This is a genomic window from Sorangium sp. So ce394 (assembly GCF_051474665.1).
In the GTDB taxonomy this organism is placed as follows: domain Bacteria; phylum Myxococcota_A; class Polyangia; order Polyangiales; family Polyangiaceae; genus Sorangium; species Sorangium cellulosum_D.
The window spans coordinates 290,792-309,107 of sequence record NZ_CP150339.1 but is presented as its reverse complement, the minus strand read 5'-3'; the positions used below and the strand labels follow the sequence as shown (position 1 = coordinate 309,107).

Below are 18,316 nucleotides of genomic sequence, written 5' to 3'. Positions count from 1 at the left end.
CAGCGAGATCCTCGCGCGAGCGCGGCCATGCCCACCGGGGTGCGCAGAGCGCAAGGAGATCGGCGCGCGGTGCGCCGGAGGAGACGAGATGGTCGCCGGCGTACCGGCGGAGGTAGGCGACCGCGCCCCTCTCGGCTGTGTCGCCGCTCTCCCAGGTGCGAATGAGCGATCGGGCAGCCTCGGCGAGCCGCTGCTCAGCGAGCGCGACGTGCTCCGGGCGCGCGGCCGCCCAGGCGGCGCGCAGGGTTTCATGACGAAAGCGAATCCGGTGCCCCTCTTCACGCCATTGGAGGACCGGCGCGACGGCCTCGCGATGCGTGTCGAGAGAACCGGTCACCTCGGCGACCTGCGCGCCGAGGAGCGGCGCCAGCTCGGTCGCGTCGAGCGGCGCGAAGGCGCACGCGAGGGTCGTCATGAGCGCCTCCATCGGCGCCGCGCCGCGATCGCGGAGCGATCTCGCGATCGCGTCCACATAAGCGCGTGGACCTGGACCGTCGACCGCCGCCCAGGCGAGGCGGTCGCGGAGAGATGGATCGAGCTCCTCCAAGCGGAATCCGCCGACCGAAACATACGTCACGTGCGCGGCGCGGAGACCCAGCCGCTCTGCCCATCGCTCGGCAACGTCGCGCGTGCCGGAGACCGCCACCAGCACACGCGCGGCGGAGCCTGGCTCGTCCAGCACCGAGCGGCGAGGGTCGTCCGGCCAGTCCACACAGGCGTCAGGCGCGATCAAGCCAATCAGGAGCTGCGGCTGACCGTCCTCGCCGTCCCAGTTCATGATGCGGTTGACGAGGCTGGTGCGGACACCGAAGTGAACATCGTCAAACCCCGTACCTTCGGGCCATGGGCCGGCTGAGAGCCGCGCGAGCACCTCTTCTTCGAAGGCCGCGCCAAACGCACGTCCGGCGTGAACGAGAAGTTTCAGGGTGCCAGGACCCGCGATCGAACGGAAGAAGCGTTCGATGACCGTGCTCTTCCCTGCGCCGGAGGGACCATGGACGACGCACGCCGGCGGGCGCCCCGCTTCGTGCCAGGATTGCAGCGCTTCGAACGCCCTGGACTGGCCTTCACCGATGAACCGTCCCTCCATCGAACTCTCCTCAGCACGGGGGTGACTCGTCATCTTCGCCGACACTGATGGCGTTCTTCATGCGCTGTAGCGCTTGGGTCTCGGCGCAAGAGTTCTTGTGGTAGTCGTGTGAGATCTGCCAGCCTGCTTCTGGCTTCTTGTTTCTTGCTTCGTCAATATTGTATCCTTCGTACAGCGCCGTCGCCGCTCTGCCGCGCCCCCGCGTGGCCCGCCTCGATCTATCTACTCTATCTCTCCCCTCATGCCACCGAGCTTCACCCAGCCCCGCCTCGTCGTCCTGCTCGCCTTCGAGGGCGTCGCGCTGCTCGATCTCGCCGGCCCTCTCGAGGCCTTCACCGTGGCGAACACCCTGCGCGCGCCGGGCGCTCCTCCGCCGTATCGCGCGATCGTCGCCGCGACGGCCGGCGGGCCGGTGCGCACCACGACCGGGCTCGCTGCCTGTGCCGAGCCGCTCGCGGCGCTCGACGACGAGGCCATCGACACCCTGATCGTGCCGGGCAGCGGGCCGCCGGAGGCCCCGGCCGTGCCGCCGGATCTCGTCGCCTGGCTCGCCCGCCGCGCGCCGCGCGTGCGCCGCACCTGCGCCGTGTGCACGGGCGCCTTCCTCCTCGCCGCCGCGGGCCTGCTCGACGGTCGCCGCGCGGCGACCCACTGGCGCTCCGCGCCGCTCCTCGCGGAGCGCCACCCGCGCGTCCGCGTCGACGCGGACTCCGTCTACCTGCGCGACGGCTCGATCTGGACCTCGGCCGGCATCTCCGCGGGCATCGACCTCGCCCTCGCGCTCGTCGAGGAGGACCTCGGGCACCGCGCGGCGATGGCGGTCGCCCGGCTGCTCGTCGTGTTCCTCAAGCGGCCTGGCGGGCAGTCGCAGTTCAGCGCGCCGCTCGCGGCGCAGGCCGCCGAGGGCGGCACCTTCGCCGACCTGCACGCCTGGATGGCCGACCGCCTCGCCGGCGATCTCCGCGTCGAGCGCCTGGCCGCGCAGGCGGGGATGAGCCCGCGCACCTTCGCGCGCGCGTACACGGCCGCGCTCGGGCAAACGCCGGCGAAGACGGTCGCGGCCATGCGCCTCGAGGCCGCCTGCCAGGCCGTCGCCGGCACGGACCTCCCGCTCAAGCGGATCGCCCACCAGTGCGGCTTCGGCGACGAGCAGAACCTGCGCCGCACCTTCCTGCGCCGGCTCGGCGTGGGACCGCTCGAGTACCGGGAGCGCTTCTCCGGGAACGCCCGCGCGCGTGGCAGGAAATGACCGCACTTCGGCGGGGCGCCCGGACAGCGAGCGCGCACCCTCCTCTCGCTCGGCCTTCGCCGGCAGACAGGAGCCCCCCGCCATGACCACAGCGATCGCAGGAATCCACGCCCCCGACACGCGCCTCGCCCAGGACGCGACCGCGCTCGCGCGCGAGGTCTCGGCCCCTTACCTCTTTCACCATGTGATGCGCTCGTACTACTTCGGCGAGCTCGCGGCCCGGCAAAGCGGCCTCGCCTGCGACCGCGAGCTGCTCTACCTCTCCGTGGTGCTGCACGATCTCGGCCTGACCGAGCGCTTCGCCGGCCCCGAGCGCTTCGAGGTCGACGGCGCCAACGCCGCCCGGACCTTTCTCGCCGAACGCGGCCTGCCCCGGGAAAAGGCGTCCCTCGTGTGGGACGCCATCGCGCTGCACACAAGCCTGGGCATCGCCCCGCACAAGGAGCCGGAGGTCGCCATCGCCCACCTCGGGATCGGGATCGATTACGGCGGCGTCGGGCTGGAGGCGCTGCCGCGCGGAGCGGTCGAGGAGATCCTGAGGGCGTATCCGCGGCTCGAGATGAAGCAGGATTTCCGGCGCGCCCTCTGCGGCGTCGTGGAGCGGAAGCCGCACACCACGGCCGGCAATTTCCTCTCGGACTTCGGCCGCCGCTACGTGCCGGGTTTTCAGCCCTTCGACGCGAGCGCCCTCCTGGAGGGCGCCCCCTTCGACAGCTGAGCTGGACGGAGCGCGCATGAAGATGGACGGAGCGCTCCTGAAGATGGATGTCCCCCTCTGCTGCGCCAGCAGCGGACGCGTGCTGCGCGGGTGCTGCTGGAGCAGCAGGCGGCGGGCGGCGCGCTGACGCCGGCCTCCTGCCGCGGCGCCAGGGGCGACGAGGCGGTCGCCATGGGCCTGCGCCGGCCCGGGAGCGTGATTTGCAGGGCGCCCGCGCGGCAGCCCCCCCGATTCGGCACGGCGGACGAACGCGCCGTCCGCGGGCCGCTCGCCTCGGTTCGCGTGATGACCTCTTCGCCGCCTCTCCCCCAGCGTTATCTCCTCGGCTTCATGGTGCTCGGCCTGCTCGCGGGCACGAGCAACGGCGTGGCCAAGGTGGTCCTGCCGCTGTATGCCGCCTCTCTCCACGCCTCCCCCTGGCAGATCGGCCTGGTCGGCGGCCTGCAGTTCACCGGCATGCTGCTGCTCTCGATGCCGGTCGGAGGCTTGCTCGACCGCCACGGCAGCCGGCCGCTGTACCGCTTCGGCGGCCTCGCGGGCGCGGCGCTGTACCTGCTCGGCTTCACCCAGATGGATCGGCCCTGGCAGCTCATCGCGGGCGTCGTCGTCTTCGGGCTGCTCAACCCGTTTCGCATGGTCGCGACCCAGACCGAGTTTCTCCACCTGCTCCCTCGCCTCGGCCCGCGCAAGGCAGGCTGGCAGCGCGCGTCCCACTCGCTCGGCATGTTCTTCGTGGGCCCGATGCTCGGCGCGCAGCTCCTCGGCCTGCTCGGCTACACCGGCGTGTTCGTGGTGACGGGGCTCGGGCTGCTGGCGACGGTCTTCGTCGGCGATCGCGTGCTCTCCGGGGCTCCCCCCGGCCGCGGGCGCTCGGCCACGCCGCTCGTCGAGCGCCTGCGCGGGCAGGTCGGGATCATCCTGTCTCGCCGCGAGCTGCGCCAGAGCATGCTCATCGAGCTGTGTGGTCAGATGGCGATGTCCTACTTCGCCGTGTTCGTGGTGTTGATCGGGATTCGCGAGTTTCACCTCTCGGTGCCGCAAGCCGCGAGCCTGGTGACCCTCCAGGGCGCCGTGTTCGTCTTGACCTTGCTCCTCGCCGGGGGCGTCCTGTCGCCGCTGCGCGACGCTGCCCGCTACGCGATCGCCTTCTCGCTGCTGCTCGCGACCGAGCTCCTGCTCGCTTTCCCCCTCGGCGTCGCGTCGCTGTGGATCGGGGCGGTCTTGCTCGGGCTCGGGCTGGGCGTGCAGCACCTCACAAGCGTCAATCGCTTCGCGGCGCTCACCGCCGAGCTCGGCCGCGGCCGGGTCGGCGGCCTGTTCTCGCTCTCGGGACCTGCCGGGAGCCTGATCGGCGCGGTGGCGGGCGGCTCGCTCGGGCAGCGCTTCGGCCTGCTCAGCGGTTTTCGCGTGCTCGCGGCGCTCTATGCGGTGCTGATGGTGTGGCACGGGCGCGGCGTGCTCACCGAGAGCGACCAGCCCGTCGCGCTCGCCGAGGGCGAGTCGGAGTAACCGCAGCAGCTGAGTCAGCAATTCGTGATCATCGGAGGGGTCGATCACCGGACGTGCTGAGGACGCGCGACACGAGCGCGAGCAGCATCTCGCGCGCGCGGTCGCGGTCGACGGCTGGATCGCGTAGCCGGATCGCCTTGCTGCCGTCCAGCACGGCGAGCACCATGGTCGCGAGGTCCGCCGCCGGCAGCGTGTCGTCGACGAGGCCGGCGGCCTGTCCGCGCGCGATCGCGCCCGCGAGGAGCTGCTTCATCTCGGCGCTGTGGCGCCGGAGCCGATCCGCGATCGCGGCGTTGCGCTGCGACTCGGCGAGCAGGTCGAAGAGGAGGGACGGCCCCTTGCCGCCATAGAGATCGGCCACGAGCGCGGGGAGGTCGCGCGCGTCCTTCACGTCGCCCGACAGGTGCGCGGTCGCTTCGTCGAGCACGAGCTGGAAGAGGCCCTCGAGGATGGCCTCCTTGCTCGGGAAGTAGTGGTAGAGGTGCCCAGGGCTGACGCCCGCCTCGGCGCAGATGCTCGCGATGGAGGCCTGCACGCCCTCGGCGGCGAAGCGACGCAGGGCGGCGCGGAGGAGCTCGCGACGCTTCTTCTCGTGCTGGTCGGGGTTGACAGTGCGCATGCGGCGAACCATTGTTAGAGCGTTCGCTCTAACATTGAGAGGGGGATCGAGCGATGCCCATGATACCGCGCACGCATCTCGGCAAGAACGGTCCGCTCGTCGGCGCGCTGGGCCTCGGCTGCGGCGGGATGTCGCCCAGCCGCGGCGCCGGCAGCGACGCCGAGAGCATCGCCACGATCCAGGCGGCGCTCGACGCCGGGATGAGCCTGCTCAACACCGCCGACTTCTACGGCATGGGGCACAACGAGGCGCTCATCGGACGCGCCATCGAAGGCCGGCGCGACCGGGCCTTCGTGAGCGTGAAGTTCGGCATGCTGCGTACCCCGGGCGGGAAGTTCCTCGGGATGGACGGCCGTCCGACCACGGTGAAGACGTTCGCGGCCTACTCGCTCCAGCGCCTCGGCGTCGACGAGATCGACCTCTACCAGCCCGGGCGACCCGACCCCGACGTGCCCTTCGAGGAGACGATCGGCGCCATCGCCGACCTCGTGCGCGAGGGCAAAGTCCGTCACGTCGGCGTGTCCGAGGTCGGCGTAGAGCTCCTCCGCCGCGCGCACGCGGTGCACCCCATCACCGCGCTCGAGATCGAGTACTCGCTCGCGTGCCGCTTCATCGAAGCAGAGATCTTGCCGACCGCGCGCGAGCTCGGGATCGGCATCGTCGCCTACCGCGTCCTCGCCGACGGGCTGCTCAGCGGCGCGACGGCGCCGAGCCCTGGCGCGCACTTCGTGGCGCCGCGAATGGAGGGACACGCGCTGGAGCAGAATGTCCGCGCCGCTCGCCCGCTCGTCGACATGGCCGCCCTGAAGCGCTGCACGCCAGCCCAGCTGGCCATCGCGTGGCTGCGCGCGCGCGGCGACGACATCGTGCCGCTCGTCGGCATCAGCCGGCGCGCGCGGCTCGACGAGAACCTCTCGGCGCTCGACGTGCGCGTCTCCCCGGACGAGCTCGCGCAGCTCGACGCTGCGTTCGCGCCGGGCGCGATCGTCGGCGATCGGTACCCCCCGTTCGTCATGAAGTACGCGGCGCGGTAAGCGACTCGGGTCGCGACCCCACGCCGGCCCCCCCTGACGGAGCTCCCGGCCGCGCCGGGAAACCCTCATTGACCAGGCTTCAAGGGCGGATCATCAAGGCCATCATCTTTTCGACGGCGCCGGATCGAGCTCCGGATAGTGCCGGAAGATGCCGTCTTCATTAAAGGGTATCCGCCGATCCGAGGCCAGCTAGGCCGCGATCCGCGGGCGCTCGGCCACGCGGTCGCGCAGCGCGACGAGCCCAGGGATCCTGGGCGCGAAGGCGGCCATGGCGTGCGGGAACGCGTAGCGGAGGCCCTCGATCACCTGGAACAACGAGAGATCCACGTAGGACATCGCGCCTCCCAGGAGGTGACGGCCGCCGTGGCGCTCGAGGACGCGCTCGAAATAGCCGAGGAACTTGGGCATGCGCTCGGCGAGGAAGGCCTGGCTGCGGCGGAGGGCCTCGGGCTTCTGGTCCTCGTAATAGAGCGCGACGGAGATGGGGTGATGCGTGTCGTGCACCTCGGCGACCAGATCGGTGATGGTGAGCTGGAGCTGATGGGCGCCGAGCCTGCTCGCCTCGTCGTCCGGCGCGAGGCCGAGGCGCGGGCCGAGGTAGAAGAGGATGTTGGCCACCTGCGCGATCACGAGGTCGCCGGAGCGGAGGAACGGCGGCGCGAAGGGTTCGAGCGCGAGCGCGTGGCTCTTCATGAGCTTCTGCATGGCGGCAACACCGCCGTGCTTCGCCGCGGGCAGGCGGGCGACATCGACATAAGGAGCGCCGGCGTCCTCGAGCGCGAGGCGCACGAATTCGCCGCGGCCCTGAATGCCCGGCCAGTAATACAGCTCGTACGTGGGCGCGTTCATGACGGATAACTCGCGCCGCCGAGCGCCGCGGTCAATGGGCGCGCGGCCGAGGGGCGCGCGGCCGAGCGGTCCGCCGGGTCCGGCGCGGACACGCGCGCCGGTGCCCCTGCGCCGCGCCGCCGAAGGAGAGATCCATGGCCGCTGCGGCTCGTGTAGCCTCGGCGGTGGTGGTGACGAAGATGACCGATCCCAAGCTCGACCCGTCGACGTTCGGCGCTTCTTTTCAGGCGTTCCTCGAGCAGATGGCAGCGCAGGCGCCCGCACAGGAGCCGGAGATACGGCGGCGCATTCGCGAGCACCTGGGCGGAGATCCGGCGCAGATGCCCGTCGTGTCCGAGCAGTTTGCGAAGTACGAGCACCCCAACCTGCACCTCGCTCTCCAGGCCTACCTCGGTCAGCCGGAGCGCGAGGCCGAGCTCTTCGGGATCACCTCGACGCACGAGATGTTCACGGCGAGGCTTTCGCAGATCGCGGCGCCCCGGAGCGCGATGCCCGGGGCAGGGATCGACGTCGGGCCCGTGGAGTACGTCAACCTGCCGCTCGATCAGGGCCGGGTCATCGCCTGCGTCCGCAGCGGCGTGCACCTCGTCCGGCGTGGCGAGCAGCGCCTGGTGGTGTACGTGAGCGCGTCAGCGGGGTGGCGCGAGAGCCTCACGCTGGAGGTGATGGCCGCGGAGCGCGCCGAAGCGGAGGCGGTGCTCGCCGAGGTGCGGAACACGATGCGCGCGCGGAGCATCTACCGGGGCCACGTCATCTCCCTCGAGCAGCCGCAGCAAGGCACCATCGACGTGCGGTTTCATCGGCTGCCGACCATCGGCAAGGATGAGATCATCCTGCCGCAAGGTCTCCTCGAGCGAATCGAGCGCCACGCCGTCCGCTTCGCCGAGCTCCGCGGCGAGCTCAGGGCGATGGGCCGCCACCTCAAGCGCGGCATGCTGCTGCATGGACCTCCTGGTACGGGCAAGACGCTCACGGCGATGTACCTCGCGGGGCAGATGCCGGATCGGACGGTGATCCTGCTGACCGGGCGGGGCATGGGGCTCATCGAGCAATCGTGCGCGCTCGCGCGCCTGCTCGAGCCGGCGACGGTGATCCTCGAGGACGTCGATCTCGTCGCGGAGGAGCGCACCCGGCAGTGCGCGGGGAGCAACGCGGTGCTCTTCGAGCTGCTGAACCAGATGGACGGGCTCTCCGACGACGCCGACATCCTCTTCATCCTGACGACCAACCGGCCCGACATCCTCGAGCCCGCGCTGGCGGCGCGGCCGGGGCGCATCGATCAGGCGCTCGAGGTGCCGCTGCCCGACGAGGGCTGCCGTCGCCGCCTCTTCGAGCTCTACGGCCGAGGGCTCGAGCTGCGCCTCTCGCAGCTCGACGCCTTGGTGGCGAGGACGAAGGGCGTGAGCGCGGCCTTCCTCCGCGAGCTCCTGCGCAAGGCCGCGCTCTTCGCCGCCGACGAGGGGGCCGGGCGCGTCGTCGAGGACCGGCACATCGACACCGCGTTACGCGAGCTCGCGGTCGAAGGCGGAAAGCTCACCCAGAGCCTGCTCGGGGCCAGCGCCATATCGGAGTGAGCCCCCCGACGCCTACCCGCGAGGATGGCGCGCTGGCCTGGAGCTGCGCCACGTGTCCACGGAGCTGCACGTCCCGCTCACGGCCTACGTCATCGTCGCGCCCGGCGGCCGCTACGCCGCCGTCCACGAGCAGGCCATCGCGGCGCGCCGCGCCCCCGCGCATCCAGCCGGCGCCGATTCGGGGCCACCTCGATGCCTGGGGATCAGATGATCGCCATGGAGCTTTGGCGGCGGCGTGGTGCCGCAATAGACGCAACGATCGCTCGGCATGTCGCGAACATCGGCGAAGAGCGAGCCGACCTTCATGGTGCCCGCGCGAAGCCCCTTGAACAGCCTTGCGCGGATCATCCAGCAGCGAGTGTCGTAGCGCGCGATCCCTGCCGCCTCACGGCGCCGCGGGCATGACGGCCTCAGGTTGAGCGCCGCCGACCGAGATCGAGCTCATGCGCGACGAACGAAGCCCCTTGCGGAGCGCGCGCGGCGGGGTTCTGCTCGCCGCATGTCCGACCTCAAATTCTATTACGCCCCCATGACGAGCGCAGACCGGGTGCACTGGGCGCTCGAGGAGCTCGGCGTCCCCTACGAGAAGGTCAAGCTCGACCTCGCGGCGGGAGATCAGCGCAAGCCCGAGTACCTCGCGCTCAACCCGAACGGCAAGGTCCCGCTGCTGGTCGTCGATGGGAAGCCCATCTTCGAGGGGCTCGCGATCCTGCTCTACCTCGGCGAGCGCTACGGCGTGGACAAGGGCCTCTTCCCGCCGCTCGGCGCCGATCGCGCCGAGGCGTTCAAGTGGATGGCCTGGGCCAACGTCACGCTGTACGAGGCGACGACGCGCCTCCTGCGCAACACGCTGGAGCGCTTCCCCGCCGACGAGCGCAACCCCAAGGTCGCCGAGGGCGCGAAGCAGGACCTCGCGGACGGGGTCGGGATCCTCGACCGCGCGCTCGAGGGCAAGGAGTACCTCGTGGGCAACCAGTTCTCGCTCGCCGACGTGGCGCTCGTGACGGCCCTGCCGTTCCTGGCCCGCTTCGGCGTGGATCTCTCGCCGTTCGCGAACGTGAACGCGTGGATCGCCCGCTGCACGAGCCGTCCTGCGGTCAAGCGGGTCCGGCCGGGCTGACGTCTCCGCCCCAGCCGTGGCGCTTGCGGAGCATCACCAGGAGAGCCGGGCCGCCGATCGGCGCAGTCACCCGCCGACGGGCGGCTCGATGCCGAGGGGGCGGGCGCGCCGCTGCGCTTGCAGCGAACCACGCGCAAAACGGAGGATCGCCCCAGGCGAGGCTACCACGAGCCACGATCGCCTGTATGCTCTCGGCATGAAGGACCCGAAGCACCTACCCCGACCCGAGGGCCTGGCTCATGACCAGTGAATCCTGCGGCGTCTGCGGCGGCGACGGCCGCATCGCCAACTCGTTCTCCGGCAGCACCGCCACCTGCCCGGGCTGCCACGGCACCGGCCGGCGCTCGGACGACCCCCGCTTCCGCGACGTCACCAAGACGAAGCCTTCCCACTACCGGCAGCCGAACAAGACGGCGGCCGTCGAGAAGCCGCAGGGACCCGCGTCGCTGGAGGGCATCCAGCTCGCCAGGGAGGTGAACGCGGCTGCGCATCTCTCCAGCGGGACGAAGGCCAAGCTCACGCTCGAGATCATCGAGCATGAGGCCACCCACGGAAAGTGCACGCAGACCTTCATCAAGAAGGTCCGCAAGCAGCTCCGCCCGCCCGGAACGTGATCGGCTTGCCGCGAGCCATTCGGGAGCGCGGACGCTACAGCGTCACCTGAATCGTTCGACACGACGGCTGCCGAGGGCCTCCGGGGTGAGATTCACACACGGTGGTGTCGAAGCCAGGTCTCGAAGTCGGTGAGCGGAATGCCGAGCGCGCGCGCCGCCTCGGGGGTGGCCGGGCTGCCGTAGTGGTTCAGCCGCGCGTGCGGGCGCGCGATCATGGGCATCAGACCCCGGGCGATGGCCTCGTCGGCCGTGAGCGACGGAGCTTCGATGGGGAGGTCGAGCGCGCGGGACAGGGCACGGGCGATCTCGCGCATCGTCAACCGTTGGCTGGCGAGCTCGAGCTCCACGCCGTGGAACCGTGACGGCTCCTGGACGGCGGCCGCGGCCGCTGCCCCGATGTCCTGCACGGCGACAACGGCCAGCTCCGTGTCAGGCGCGATCGTGGTGAGCAGGCGGTCGCCCGTGCCCCCCTCGAACATGATGGAAGGGCGGACGAAGTTCTCCATGAAGAAGGACGGCTTGATGAGGGTCCAGAAGCGGAATCCGGCATTCTTCACCAGCTCTTCGGTGTACGCCTTGCTCTCCCAGTAGTTGCGGCTGGCGCCCCGCTCGAGCTCCCAGCCCGGCGCTCGCCGGTGGTGCGCGCCGGCTCCGGACACCGACGTATGGATGAACTGCGGAACGCCGGTCGCCCGGGCTGCCTCGACGAGGTTCTTCCCCTGCGCTCGCTCGGAGTCCGACTCGAGATCGGCCATGTTCGGGTGCTGCACGGAGAACACCGCTCGCGCTCCCTCGCAGGCGGCGCGCAGCGAGCCGGGGTCGTCGAAGTCGCCCCGCACGAGGACCGCACCGCGGGCGCGCAGCGCGATCGCAGGCGCCGCGCCGGGGTCACGAACGAGCGCACGCACGGGGACGCCTCGCTCGAGCAGCGCAGCGGCGACGGCTCCGCCTTGCCTGCCAGTGGCGCCGGTGACCAGCACCGGCTCGGTGGTCGCTTCGGTGGACATGAGTTATCCTTTCGGGGGCGAATGAAGGCCTCGAATTACCCCCCAACCATGCGGCGCTCGCGCGGAGGCGACCAGTCGAGCGCGTCCACGTTGCTTGCGAAATCGTCCAGCCGGGGCCGCTCGTGGACCCGCTGAGCGAGCTCCTGTCCTCGGTTCGCGCGAGGGCGGCGTCGTGGGCCTGCCTCGACGCGAGGGCGCCGTGGGGCGTCGCGCTTCGAAGCAGGCCTTCGACCTTTTGCATCCACCACGTGGTGAGCGGCGCGGCCTGGCTCTCGACCGAGGACGACGGCCACGCGCTCGACCTGACGGCCGGCGACGTCGCCGTGGTGCCGCACGGCCGGGCGCATTCGCTCCGGGATCGCGAAGGCACGCCGGTCGTCGCGCTCGAAGAGCTGCCCGGGGTCCGCGAGAGCGGCGACAGTCGCGTGTGGCACCTGACCCTGGGCGGCGCGGGGACCGAGACGCGGATCACGTCGGCGCTCGTCGAGCTCGAGGATCCGTTCTCCGTCCCGATCGTGTCGTCGTTGCCGCCCGCGTTCCGGCTCGCGGGTGCGGGCGCGGGTCAGACGTCGCTCGTGGAGCACCTCCGCTTCCTCACGCGCGAGATCGAGTCGAGGCCGTTCGGCGCCGATCTCGTGCTCGCTCGCATGGCAGACGTGCTGTTCGTCCACGTGATGCGGGCGTATGTCGAGACGCTCGGCGACGGGCCCTCGCACTCGTGTCGATCGCTCGAGCTGGTCAGCGCGCTGCGCGACCCGGGCGTGGCCACGGCCATGGGCCTGATGAGCCGTCGGCCGGAGCATCCGTGGACGGTCGCCTCGCTCGCCGAGGAGGTCGGGCTGTCGCGGTCTGCCTTCGCGGCGCGCTTCACGAGCCTCGTGGGCGAGCCGCCGCTCGGCTTCCTCACGCGGATGCGCATGCAGAAGGCCACGATGTTGCTGCGCGAAGGCGCGACGCTCGCGCTCACCTCTCAGCTCACCGGCTACGCGTCGGAGGCCTCGTTCGGCCACGCGTTCCGGCAGTGGTCGGGCATGGCGCCGGGGGCCTACCGTCGCCAGCAGCACGCGCGCCAGCGCGATCTTGGCGTTGAGCCAGGCGCTCGGCCTCGAGTCCAGGCTCCGCCCGTTCGACGCGCCCCGAGGGCGTGAGGCGCCGATGCGCGCCCATGGCGTCGGCGCGCCGCTGGCGAGCGGCTGCTCGGGTCAGCTCATCATCACTGTTCGTCGATGGTCAGCGCGGTGATGTACGACTTGCCGATCGGGATCGAACAAGACACACTCGTGAAGTAGGCACCGCCGTGCGAGATGTCGTTGGTGCTCTGGATAGGATAGTTCGGTCCAACGGCCTTTGCAGCGGAGGGACGCTGGCGACGGGTCTCGCGCGCGACTTCGAGGTTCAGACCTCGTTCGGCCCAAATCGCCTTGGCACGGCCGGCCAGGAGCTCGTTCGGCGTGACGTACCCGAGGGCGCTGTGCGGCCGCACGCCGTTGTAGAAAGGAAACAAGATTCAAACCACGGAGGCACAGAGGGCACAGAGGAGAGCAAGAAGTAACTCTCTTTTCCTCTTCTCCTCTGTGCCCTCTGTGCCTCCGTGGTTTGTCTCCTTTGGTTCTCGGGCCCTCTGCGTCGACGATGAAAGCCTCTGGCAAATGCAAGAGGCAACGCGGGTGAGTTTCGTGCTCGTGGCAGGCGCGGAGCGCTACTGTCGCCAGCGGTCGAGGAGCTCGCGGGCGGAGCCGCCGCGCTCGAGGCGGGCGCGCGTCACCGCGCCGTCGGGGGCGATGTCGACGATGAACTCGAGCGTCGGGTCGCCGCGCAGGTGGTAGCGGAGGTCGGCGACGCGCACGGTGGTCCCGCCGTCGCCGGCGGGCGCGTGGCGGACCACGGGGAAGCGAGCCCAGGCGAGCGCCTCACGCACGGTCGGGACGGCGGCGACACGGGCAGGGACAGGGCCGCTGGGCGCGCGCGCGACCCGGCGCTCCTCGGTCGGCGCGCCGCCGAGCAGGTCGACCGTGCCGGCCGCGTAAACGTCCTCGTGCGTCGCGATGAAGCGCCATGTCGTCACGCCGAGCATCGCGGGGAACACGGCGACGCGCTGCGCTCCGGGGTGGGCGGCGGCGACGCGGGCGACGAGCACCTGCTGCATGGCGATCCGGCCGCCGACGTACACGGCGGCGACGGCGGCGCCGACGAGGATCGCGCGCCGCCAGCGCGCCCGCCGGCGCCACGCGACGAGCGCGCCGAGGGCGAGCGGCAGCGTGACCAGCGGGTCGAGCACGCCGGTCCAGTCGAGCGTCAGGCGCGCGTCCGAGAACGGGAGGAGCAGGCGCGTTCCCCACCCGGTCCAGAGATCCGGCAAGAGGTGCGCGAGGGCGACCGAGAGGACGCTGAACGCGTAGACCGGGCCGAACCGAGCCCGCCGCCGCAGGACGAGCCAGGCGACCCCGGCGGCCACCGCCGCCACCACCGGCGCGAACAGGAGCGCGTGCGACGGCCCGCGGTGCGCGCGCAGGGTGCGCAGCACCGCGTCCCCGGCCGGCCAGAAATAGTCGAGATCCGGCAGCTCGGCGGCGATCACGCACGAGAGCAGGACGGCGCGGTCGGTCGGCGACGCGCGCCCCTCGCCGGGCCTCATGTCGGGGCGACGCGTCGCGCCGACCGCCAGCCCGAGGAGCCCATGCGTCAGCGTGTCCATGAGGGCCGTCAGCTACCTCATGGCCCCGAGCGAGCGCAAGGCCGTGACCCGCTCGGCGAGGCGAGCTCTGCGGCCTTGCGCGCAGCGCGCTTGTCGTCGTGGCTCTGGCGGCGTGCAGGGGAGCCGGGGGATACGCTCCGGCCGCCACCGACGTACCGACTTACGGAGCGACCGACGTCTTGTCGAGGTGACCGTTGGTGTCGTCGCGCGGATATCGTCCCGTGCCGCGCGTAGCGTGGTTTCCGTGCAGGAACACGAGCGGCGGATACTGCCGGCCGGCCTCGAGGCTCGCCAGGCGGTAGAAGAACGGCGCCGGACCGCCCGTGCCGGCGACGGCGAGGAGGCGCCGCCGCCGAGCACGGGCTGACCGCGGCAGCGGGACGGCGGCGGCTCGTCAGCGCCGCGCACCTCGTCAGATCCGGGCGAGGAACTCCCGGATGGCCTCGGCAAAGCCGGCAGGGTCGCCGTCGTGGATCCAGTGGCCGCACCCAGGGAACGTCCTCCAATGGGTCCGCGGCCTGCGCTCGGCCATCGTCCGCGCCATCGACGCCGAGAGCATCGGGCTCTCCTGCCCGTGCAGCAGCAGGGCCGGGCAGGAGGACGCCAGCCAGTCATCCCAGAAGTCCCCGAGCAGGGCCTCTTGCGAGGCCATCATGTCGGCGTAATCGAAGAGCAGACGCCAGCCGTCGGCGTCCTCGGTCGCGCTGTCCATGAAGTAGCTCGCGTCCGGGATGCCCTGGGCCTCGATGGCGGCCGCGAGCGCCTCCCGGGTCGGGGCGTGCACGGGCCACCGGCTCACGTCGAGGACCGGGTGCTGGACCTCCGGCTCGCGCACCACGGCGCCGATGTCCTCGATGACCAGCGCGCGTACGAGCTCGGGGTATCGGGCGGCGAGCTGGTAGGCGTTCACGCCGCCCATGGAGTGGCCCAGCACCACGGCCGCACCGAGGCCGAGCGTGCGCAGGAGCTCGGCGGCGTCCTCGACGTAGTCCTCACGGGTGAACGGGCCGCCGTGGTCGCTGAGCCCGTGGCCACGCTGGTCGAGCGCCACCAGCCGGTGTCCGGGGCCGAGCGCGGCGGCGAGCGGCGCGAACATGCGGGCGCGCCCGAAATGACCGTGCAGCGCGAGGATGATGTTCCCGGCCCCGCCGAAGTCGAGGAACGAGAACCGGCGCCCTCGCAGGGTCAGGTGAGCTTCCGCGATCATGGCATCGACCTGAGCGGGGTAGCGCTCCTCGGGAGCGCGGATCCACGAGCCAGGTGGGAGAATGCAGCAGGGAACGTGGCGTCCGCAAGGTCAATCCTCCTGGTTCCCGCGCCTGGGTGGTGGCCGGATTTGAACATGAGGGCGGGGAGGCGGGAAGAAAAGATCAATGATCTTCCTGCCTTCCCGCCTTCATGTGAATCACTCGGGGGCAAATTGGGCCACCACCCACGCCCGCCGACCGTGGCCGCGCAACCGGACACGACAGCGAGCGGCTCGGGACGCATCGTGGAGACCCACGGACAAGCTCTCGCAGGGGTCGATAGCGCACCTCGCGGGTCAGGCTACGGCGCTGCGCCCGCGTGCGCTTGCTCCCGCGCCGCCCTCCGAAACAGCCGGGCCGATGTGAGCCACAGCGCGACGAAGACGCCTGTCAGGATCAAGGTGTAGCCCCATCCGGCGATCAGCGCGATCACGGCGACCAACGCCTGAGCGATCGCCGTCGCGACCAGCGCGCGCTCCATTCCCTGTGGCTGGAAGCGCGCGACGATGGCCCCGAGGATCCCGACGGCGAGCACCCCGCCAACCATCAAATTGGCGGGGTTCTCCTCATTCCCGATGATGCCGACGGCGAGGTTCATCCAGACGAGGACGAACGCCGCCGCGAGCGCAACGCCGACGGCGGCTCGGTACGCGTTGTTGCTCGTCGCCCTCGCAGCCAGCTCGTAGGCGCCGCAAGCGCCGACCAGCATGGATCCGAAGATGACGAAATCCGCCAGATCCCAGGCGACCTCTTCGGTGAACTGCATCGCGATCAAGGGCAGCAGCAGGACGAGCGCTGCAATGCCCCAGACCGCTATCCTCCAGCGGCTTCCGCGCCGTCCGCCACCGTTGTGCGCCGTTCCTGCCATCGCCTCACCGCCGTGCTCGAGTGATGGCTTCACCCTAGCTCACAGGACGGGTGGGCGGCATGAGCAGCTCGTGGAGCTTGGTGGAGCGATGCGTGCAGGTTTCGTGAAGAACGGCGCCTGGCCGTGGGGGGCGGCGGCGCGCCGGGAACGGGCGGGGCAGCCCGCGATCCGGGCGAGCTCGCCGCGCTCAACGCACGCTTCTGAGCGGTCTCCCTCCCGCGCCTGTCGCGGGCGAGATCTTCTCCCAGCGCCCGCTCTCGGCGGAGCGGAAGAGGGCGTCGATGACGCGCATGTTGCCGACCGCGACCTCGATCGAATTCTCGACGGGCCCCCCGGCGCGGACGGCGCGCGAGAACGCCTCGCTCTGCAGGTGGTACTGGTCGACGGCGGGAAACGAGATGACCTTGGCCGAGCTGCAGTTCAGCGTCGAGCCGTCATCGAGCCATACCTTGCACGGCTGGTCGCCGGGGGCGTTGAACGGGATCTCGAGCTCGATGCGGCCCTTGGTGCCGAACGCGTTCACGCGCTGGTAGGGCACCGCCTGCGTGCTGCACGTGAACGTCAGGTGCGCGCCGCCGTAGTCGAGCAGGCCCGAGGTCAAGCGGTCGGTGCCGAACTCTGGATCGTGGTCGACGAGCGCCATCGCCCGCACGGGCTCGCGTCCGAACAGGAAGCGCGACGTGTTCACCGCGTAGCAGCCGATGTCGTAGAGCGCGCCGCCCCCGACCGCCTTCTTGTTGCGGATATTGGCGGCGTCGCGGTTGTAGTACGAGAACGCCGCCTGGACGCTGACCAGCTCGCCAATCTTGCCGCGGCGCACCCAGTCCTTCGCCTGCTGCCACTGCGGATGGTTGCGGATCATGAACGCTTCGGCGATCAGCTTGCCCGTCTCGCGCTGCACGTCGACAAGCGCCTCGGCGTCCTCGGCGCTGAGCGCGATCGGCTTCTCGCAGAGGACGTGCTTGCCGGCGCGGGCCGCGCGCGCCGTCCACTTCACGTGCAGGTGGTTGGGCAGCGGATTGTAGATGGCGTCGATCTCCGGATCGTCGAGCAGCTCGTCGTAGCTGCCGTACGCCCTCGGGATGCCGAGCGATCGCGCGGCGGCGGTCGCCTTACCGATGTCGCGCGACGCCAGCGCGGCGAGCTGGGTGAGGGGCCCCCGCTTCATGGCGGGGAGGCTGACCGTCAGCGCGAAGTTGCTCGCCCCGAGGACGCCCCAGCGCACCGGGGTGAGTTGTTCGTCGGACTCTGGACCTTGGGCTGATGTGGACATGGGCACCTCACTGCTCGCCAGGCTAGTGGCGAGCGGCGCGTCTGTAAACGCAACGTCGTCGGGATCGGCCGGAGCGCTCCCGGGCCAGCGTTGGCCTGAGCCCCGGCGGGTACGGCCAGGGCTGCCAGGAGGGGGTGCGCCCGGCGCGAGCTGCGGAGAGGGGGAGCGCCGTGAGAGGCGCCTCAGAACGCGGCGTCGCGGAGCTTCGCCTTGTACTCCGCCTTGTACAGATCATGGCACGCCTTGCAGCTCGCCTTGGCGCCGTCGATGTCGCCCTTCTTGGCCTTCTCCGCGCCTTCCTTCGAGATCGCGACCCACTTGGGCATCCCGGGCGGCGGCTTCGACGCGACGTAATCCAGCGCCGACGCGATCTTCGCGCCGTCTCCGCTCGTGGTCGCCGACTGCATCACCGTCTTCATCCAGCCCTGCATCGGACAGGCCTTCTGTCCTTTTGCACCACAACCAAAATCCTTCCCCTCGGCCACCGAAGCGGGGACGTCCGCCGCCCCGCCCGCGGCCCACGCGGCCCCCGCAAAGCCAATGCCGACGCTCATCAACACGGCACCCATCAGCTTCATGCTCATCGACATGCGACGTCTCCTGTCAGGTAAGGGCAAGCTCAGCCGCGAGATCGCGGCTCAGGACGCATATGTTAACGTTAACATGACGGGCGTCAATCCAAATCGACCGATGTACGCCGCCATCCTCGACGGGCGCGCAGCGGCGGCCGGCCGCCGCGACCGCGGGCGGGCGCCCTCCCCGCTTGACGCGGCGCTTCGGAGGAGCCCCGCTCGCCTCGTCCTCCCCGGGCCTCCCCGGGATCGAGGCGGCCCGCGGGCCGTTCGATTCG

18 protein-coding genes and 1 pseudogene are annotated in these 18,316 nt (G+C 70.9%); 9 read left to right on the top strand and 10 right to left on the bottom strand.

From position 1 onward, the window contains the following. Positions 1-88 precede the first annotated feature (88 nt). The 4 genes from WMF33_RS01160 to WMF33_RS01145 all read left to right on the top strand — a co-directional run bounded on the left by WMF33_RS01160 (position 89) and on the right by WMF33_RS01145 (position 4,566). Positions 89-856 (top strand): hypothetical protein, encoded by a 768-nt coding sequence (locus tag WMF33_RS01160; protein ID WP_437335403.1) that lies wholly within the window; start codon positions 89-91, stop codon positions 854-856. 475 nt (positions 857-1,331) lie between these two features. Beyond that, positions 1,332-2,339: a GlxA family transcriptional regulator gene (locus tag WMF33_RS01155; protein ID WP_437335402.1), complete on the top strand. Its 1,008-nt coding sequence runs from the start codon at positions 1,332-1,334 to the stop codon at positions 2,337-2,339. Between the two features lie 82 nt (positions 2,340-2,421). Further along, on the top strand, positions 2,422-3,057 hold the full coding sequence (locus tag WMF33_RS01150) for an HD domain-containing protein (RefSeq protein WP_437335401.1): 636 nt from the start codon (positions 2,422-2,424) through the stop codon (positions 3,055-3,057). A 285-nt stretch (positions 3,058-3,342) separates the two neighbouring features. Continuing rightward, positions 3,343-4,566 (top strand): MFS transporter, encoded by a 1,224-nt coding sequence (locus WMF33_RS01145; protein WP_437335400.1) that lies wholly within the window; start codon positions 3,343-3,345, stop codon positions 4,564-4,566. 28 nt (positions 4,567-4,594) lie between these two features. Here WMF33_RS01145 and WMF33_RS01140 read toward each other — a convergent pair whose 3' ends face one another. After that, positions 4,595-5,185, bottom strand: coding sequence for a TetR/AcrR family transcriptional regulator (locus WMF33_RS01140; protein ID WP_437335399.1), 591 nt, complete (start codon positions 5,183-5,185; stop codon positions 4,595-4,597). 53 nt (positions 5,186-5,238) lie between these two features. Between WMF33_RS01140 and WMF33_RS01135 the strand changes: the two genes are divergently transcribed. After that, positions 5,239-6,219 (top strand): aldo/keto reductase, encoded by a 981-nt coding sequence (locus WMF33_RS01135; protein ID WP_437335398.1) that lies wholly within the window; start codon positions 5,239-5,241, stop codon positions 6,217-6,219. A gap of 102 nt (positions 6,220-6,321) precedes the next feature. Here the strand turns inward: WMF33_RS01135 and WMF33_RS01130 are convergent. Next, positions 6,322-7,068: pseudogene (locus tag WMF33_RS01130) on the bottom strand (glutathione S-transferase). A gap of 134 nt (positions 7,069-7,202) precedes the next feature. Between WMF33_RS01130 and WMF33_RS01125 the strand changes: the two are divergent. Then, positions 7,203-8,642, top strand: a complete 1,440-nt coding sequence (locus WMF33_RS01125; protein WP_437335397.1) for an AAA family ATPase — start codon at positions 7,203-7,205, stop codon at positions 8,640-8,642. Between the two features lie 111 nt (positions 8,643-8,753). On the opposite strand, the gene WMF33_RS01120 is transcribed toward WMF33_RS01125, so the two are convergent. After that, entirely contained in the window at positions 8,754-8,990 is a 237-nt protein-coding gene (locus tag WMF33_RS01120) for an HNH endonuclease (protein ID WP_437335396.1), read from the bottom strand. Between the two features lie 151 nt (positions 8,991-9,141). On the opposite strand from WMF33_RS01120, the gene WMF33_RS01115 reads away from it, so the two are divergent. Continuing rightward, a complete protein-coding gene (locus tag WMF33_RS01115; RefSeq protein ID WP_061626300.1) occupies positions 9,142-9,762 on the top strand; it encodes a glutathione S-transferase family protein in 621 nt (206 codons plus the stop codon). A 239-nt stretch (positions 9,763-10,001) separates the two neighbouring features. Next, positions 10,002-10,376: a molecular chaperone DnaJ gene (locus WMF33_RS01110; RefSeq protein WP_437335395.1), complete on the top strand. Its 375-nt coding sequence runs from the start codon at positions 10,002-10,004 to the stop codon at positions 10,374-10,376. A 92-nt stretch (positions 10,377-10,468) separates the two neighbouring features. Here WMF33_RS01110 and WMF33_RS01105 read toward each other — a convergent pair whose 3' ends face one another. Beyond that, positions 10,469-11,383, bottom strand: a complete 915-nt coding sequence (locus WMF33_RS01105; protein ID WP_437335394.1) for an NmrA/HSCARG family protein — start codon at positions 11,381-11,383, stop codon at positions 10,469-10,471. A gap of 122 nt (positions 11,384-11,505) precedes the next feature. Between WMF33_RS01105 and WMF33_RS01100 the strand changes: the two genes are divergently transcribed. Then, a complete protein-coding gene (locus tag WMF33_RS01100) occupies positions 11,506-12,531 on the top strand; it encodes an AraC family transcriptional regulator (RefSeq protein WP_437335393.1) in 1,026 nt (341 codons plus the stop codon). 65 nt (positions 12,532-12,596) lie between these two features. Here WMF33_RS01100 and WMF33_RS01095 read toward each other — a convergent pair whose 3' ends face one another. The 6 genes from WMF33_RS01095 to WMF33_RS01070 form a co-directional block, all read right to left on the bottom strand. Further along, the gene (locus tag WMF33_RS01095; protein ID WP_437335392.1) at positions 12,597-12,887 is read right to left on the bottom strand and encodes a hypothetical protein; all 291 of its coding nucleotides are present in this window, start codon (positions 12,885-12,887) and stop codon (positions 12,597-12,599) included. A gap of 195 nt (positions 12,888-13,082) precedes the next feature. Further along, positions 13,083-14,078, bottom strand: coding sequence for a metal-dependent hydrolase (locus WMF33_RS01090; RefSeq protein ID WP_437335391.1), 996 nt, complete (start codon positions 14,076-14,078; stop codon positions 13,083-13,085). A 412-nt stretch (positions 14,079-14,490) separates the two neighbouring features. Beyond that, the gene (locus WMF33_RS01085) at positions 14,491-15,285 is read right to left on the bottom strand and encodes an alpha/beta fold hydrolase (RefSeq protein ID WP_437335390.1); all 795 of its coding nucleotides are present in this window, start codon (positions 15,283-15,285) and stop codon (positions 14,491-14,493) included. Between the two features lie 341 nt (positions 15,286-15,626). Then, positions 15,627-16,193, bottom strand: a complete 567-nt coding sequence (locus tag WMF33_RS01080; RefSeq protein ID WP_437339596.1) for a hypothetical protein — start codon at positions 16,191-16,193, stop codon at positions 15,627-15,629. Positions 16,194-16,380: 187 nt separating this feature from the next. Continuing rightward, the gene (locus WMF33_RS01075) at positions 16,381-17,466 is read right to left on the bottom strand and encodes a Gfo/Idh/MocA family protein (RefSeq protein WP_437335389.1); all 1,086 of its coding nucleotides are present in this window, start codon (positions 17,464-17,466) and stop codon (positions 16,381-16,383) included. Between the two features lie 182 nt (positions 17,467-17,648). Then, positions 17,649-18,056 (bottom strand): hypothetical protein, encoded by a 408-nt coding sequence (locus WMF33_RS01070; protein WP_044986715.1) that lies wholly within the window; start codon positions 18,054-18,056, stop codon positions 17,649-17,651. Positions 18,057-18,316 lie beyond the last annotated feature (260 nt).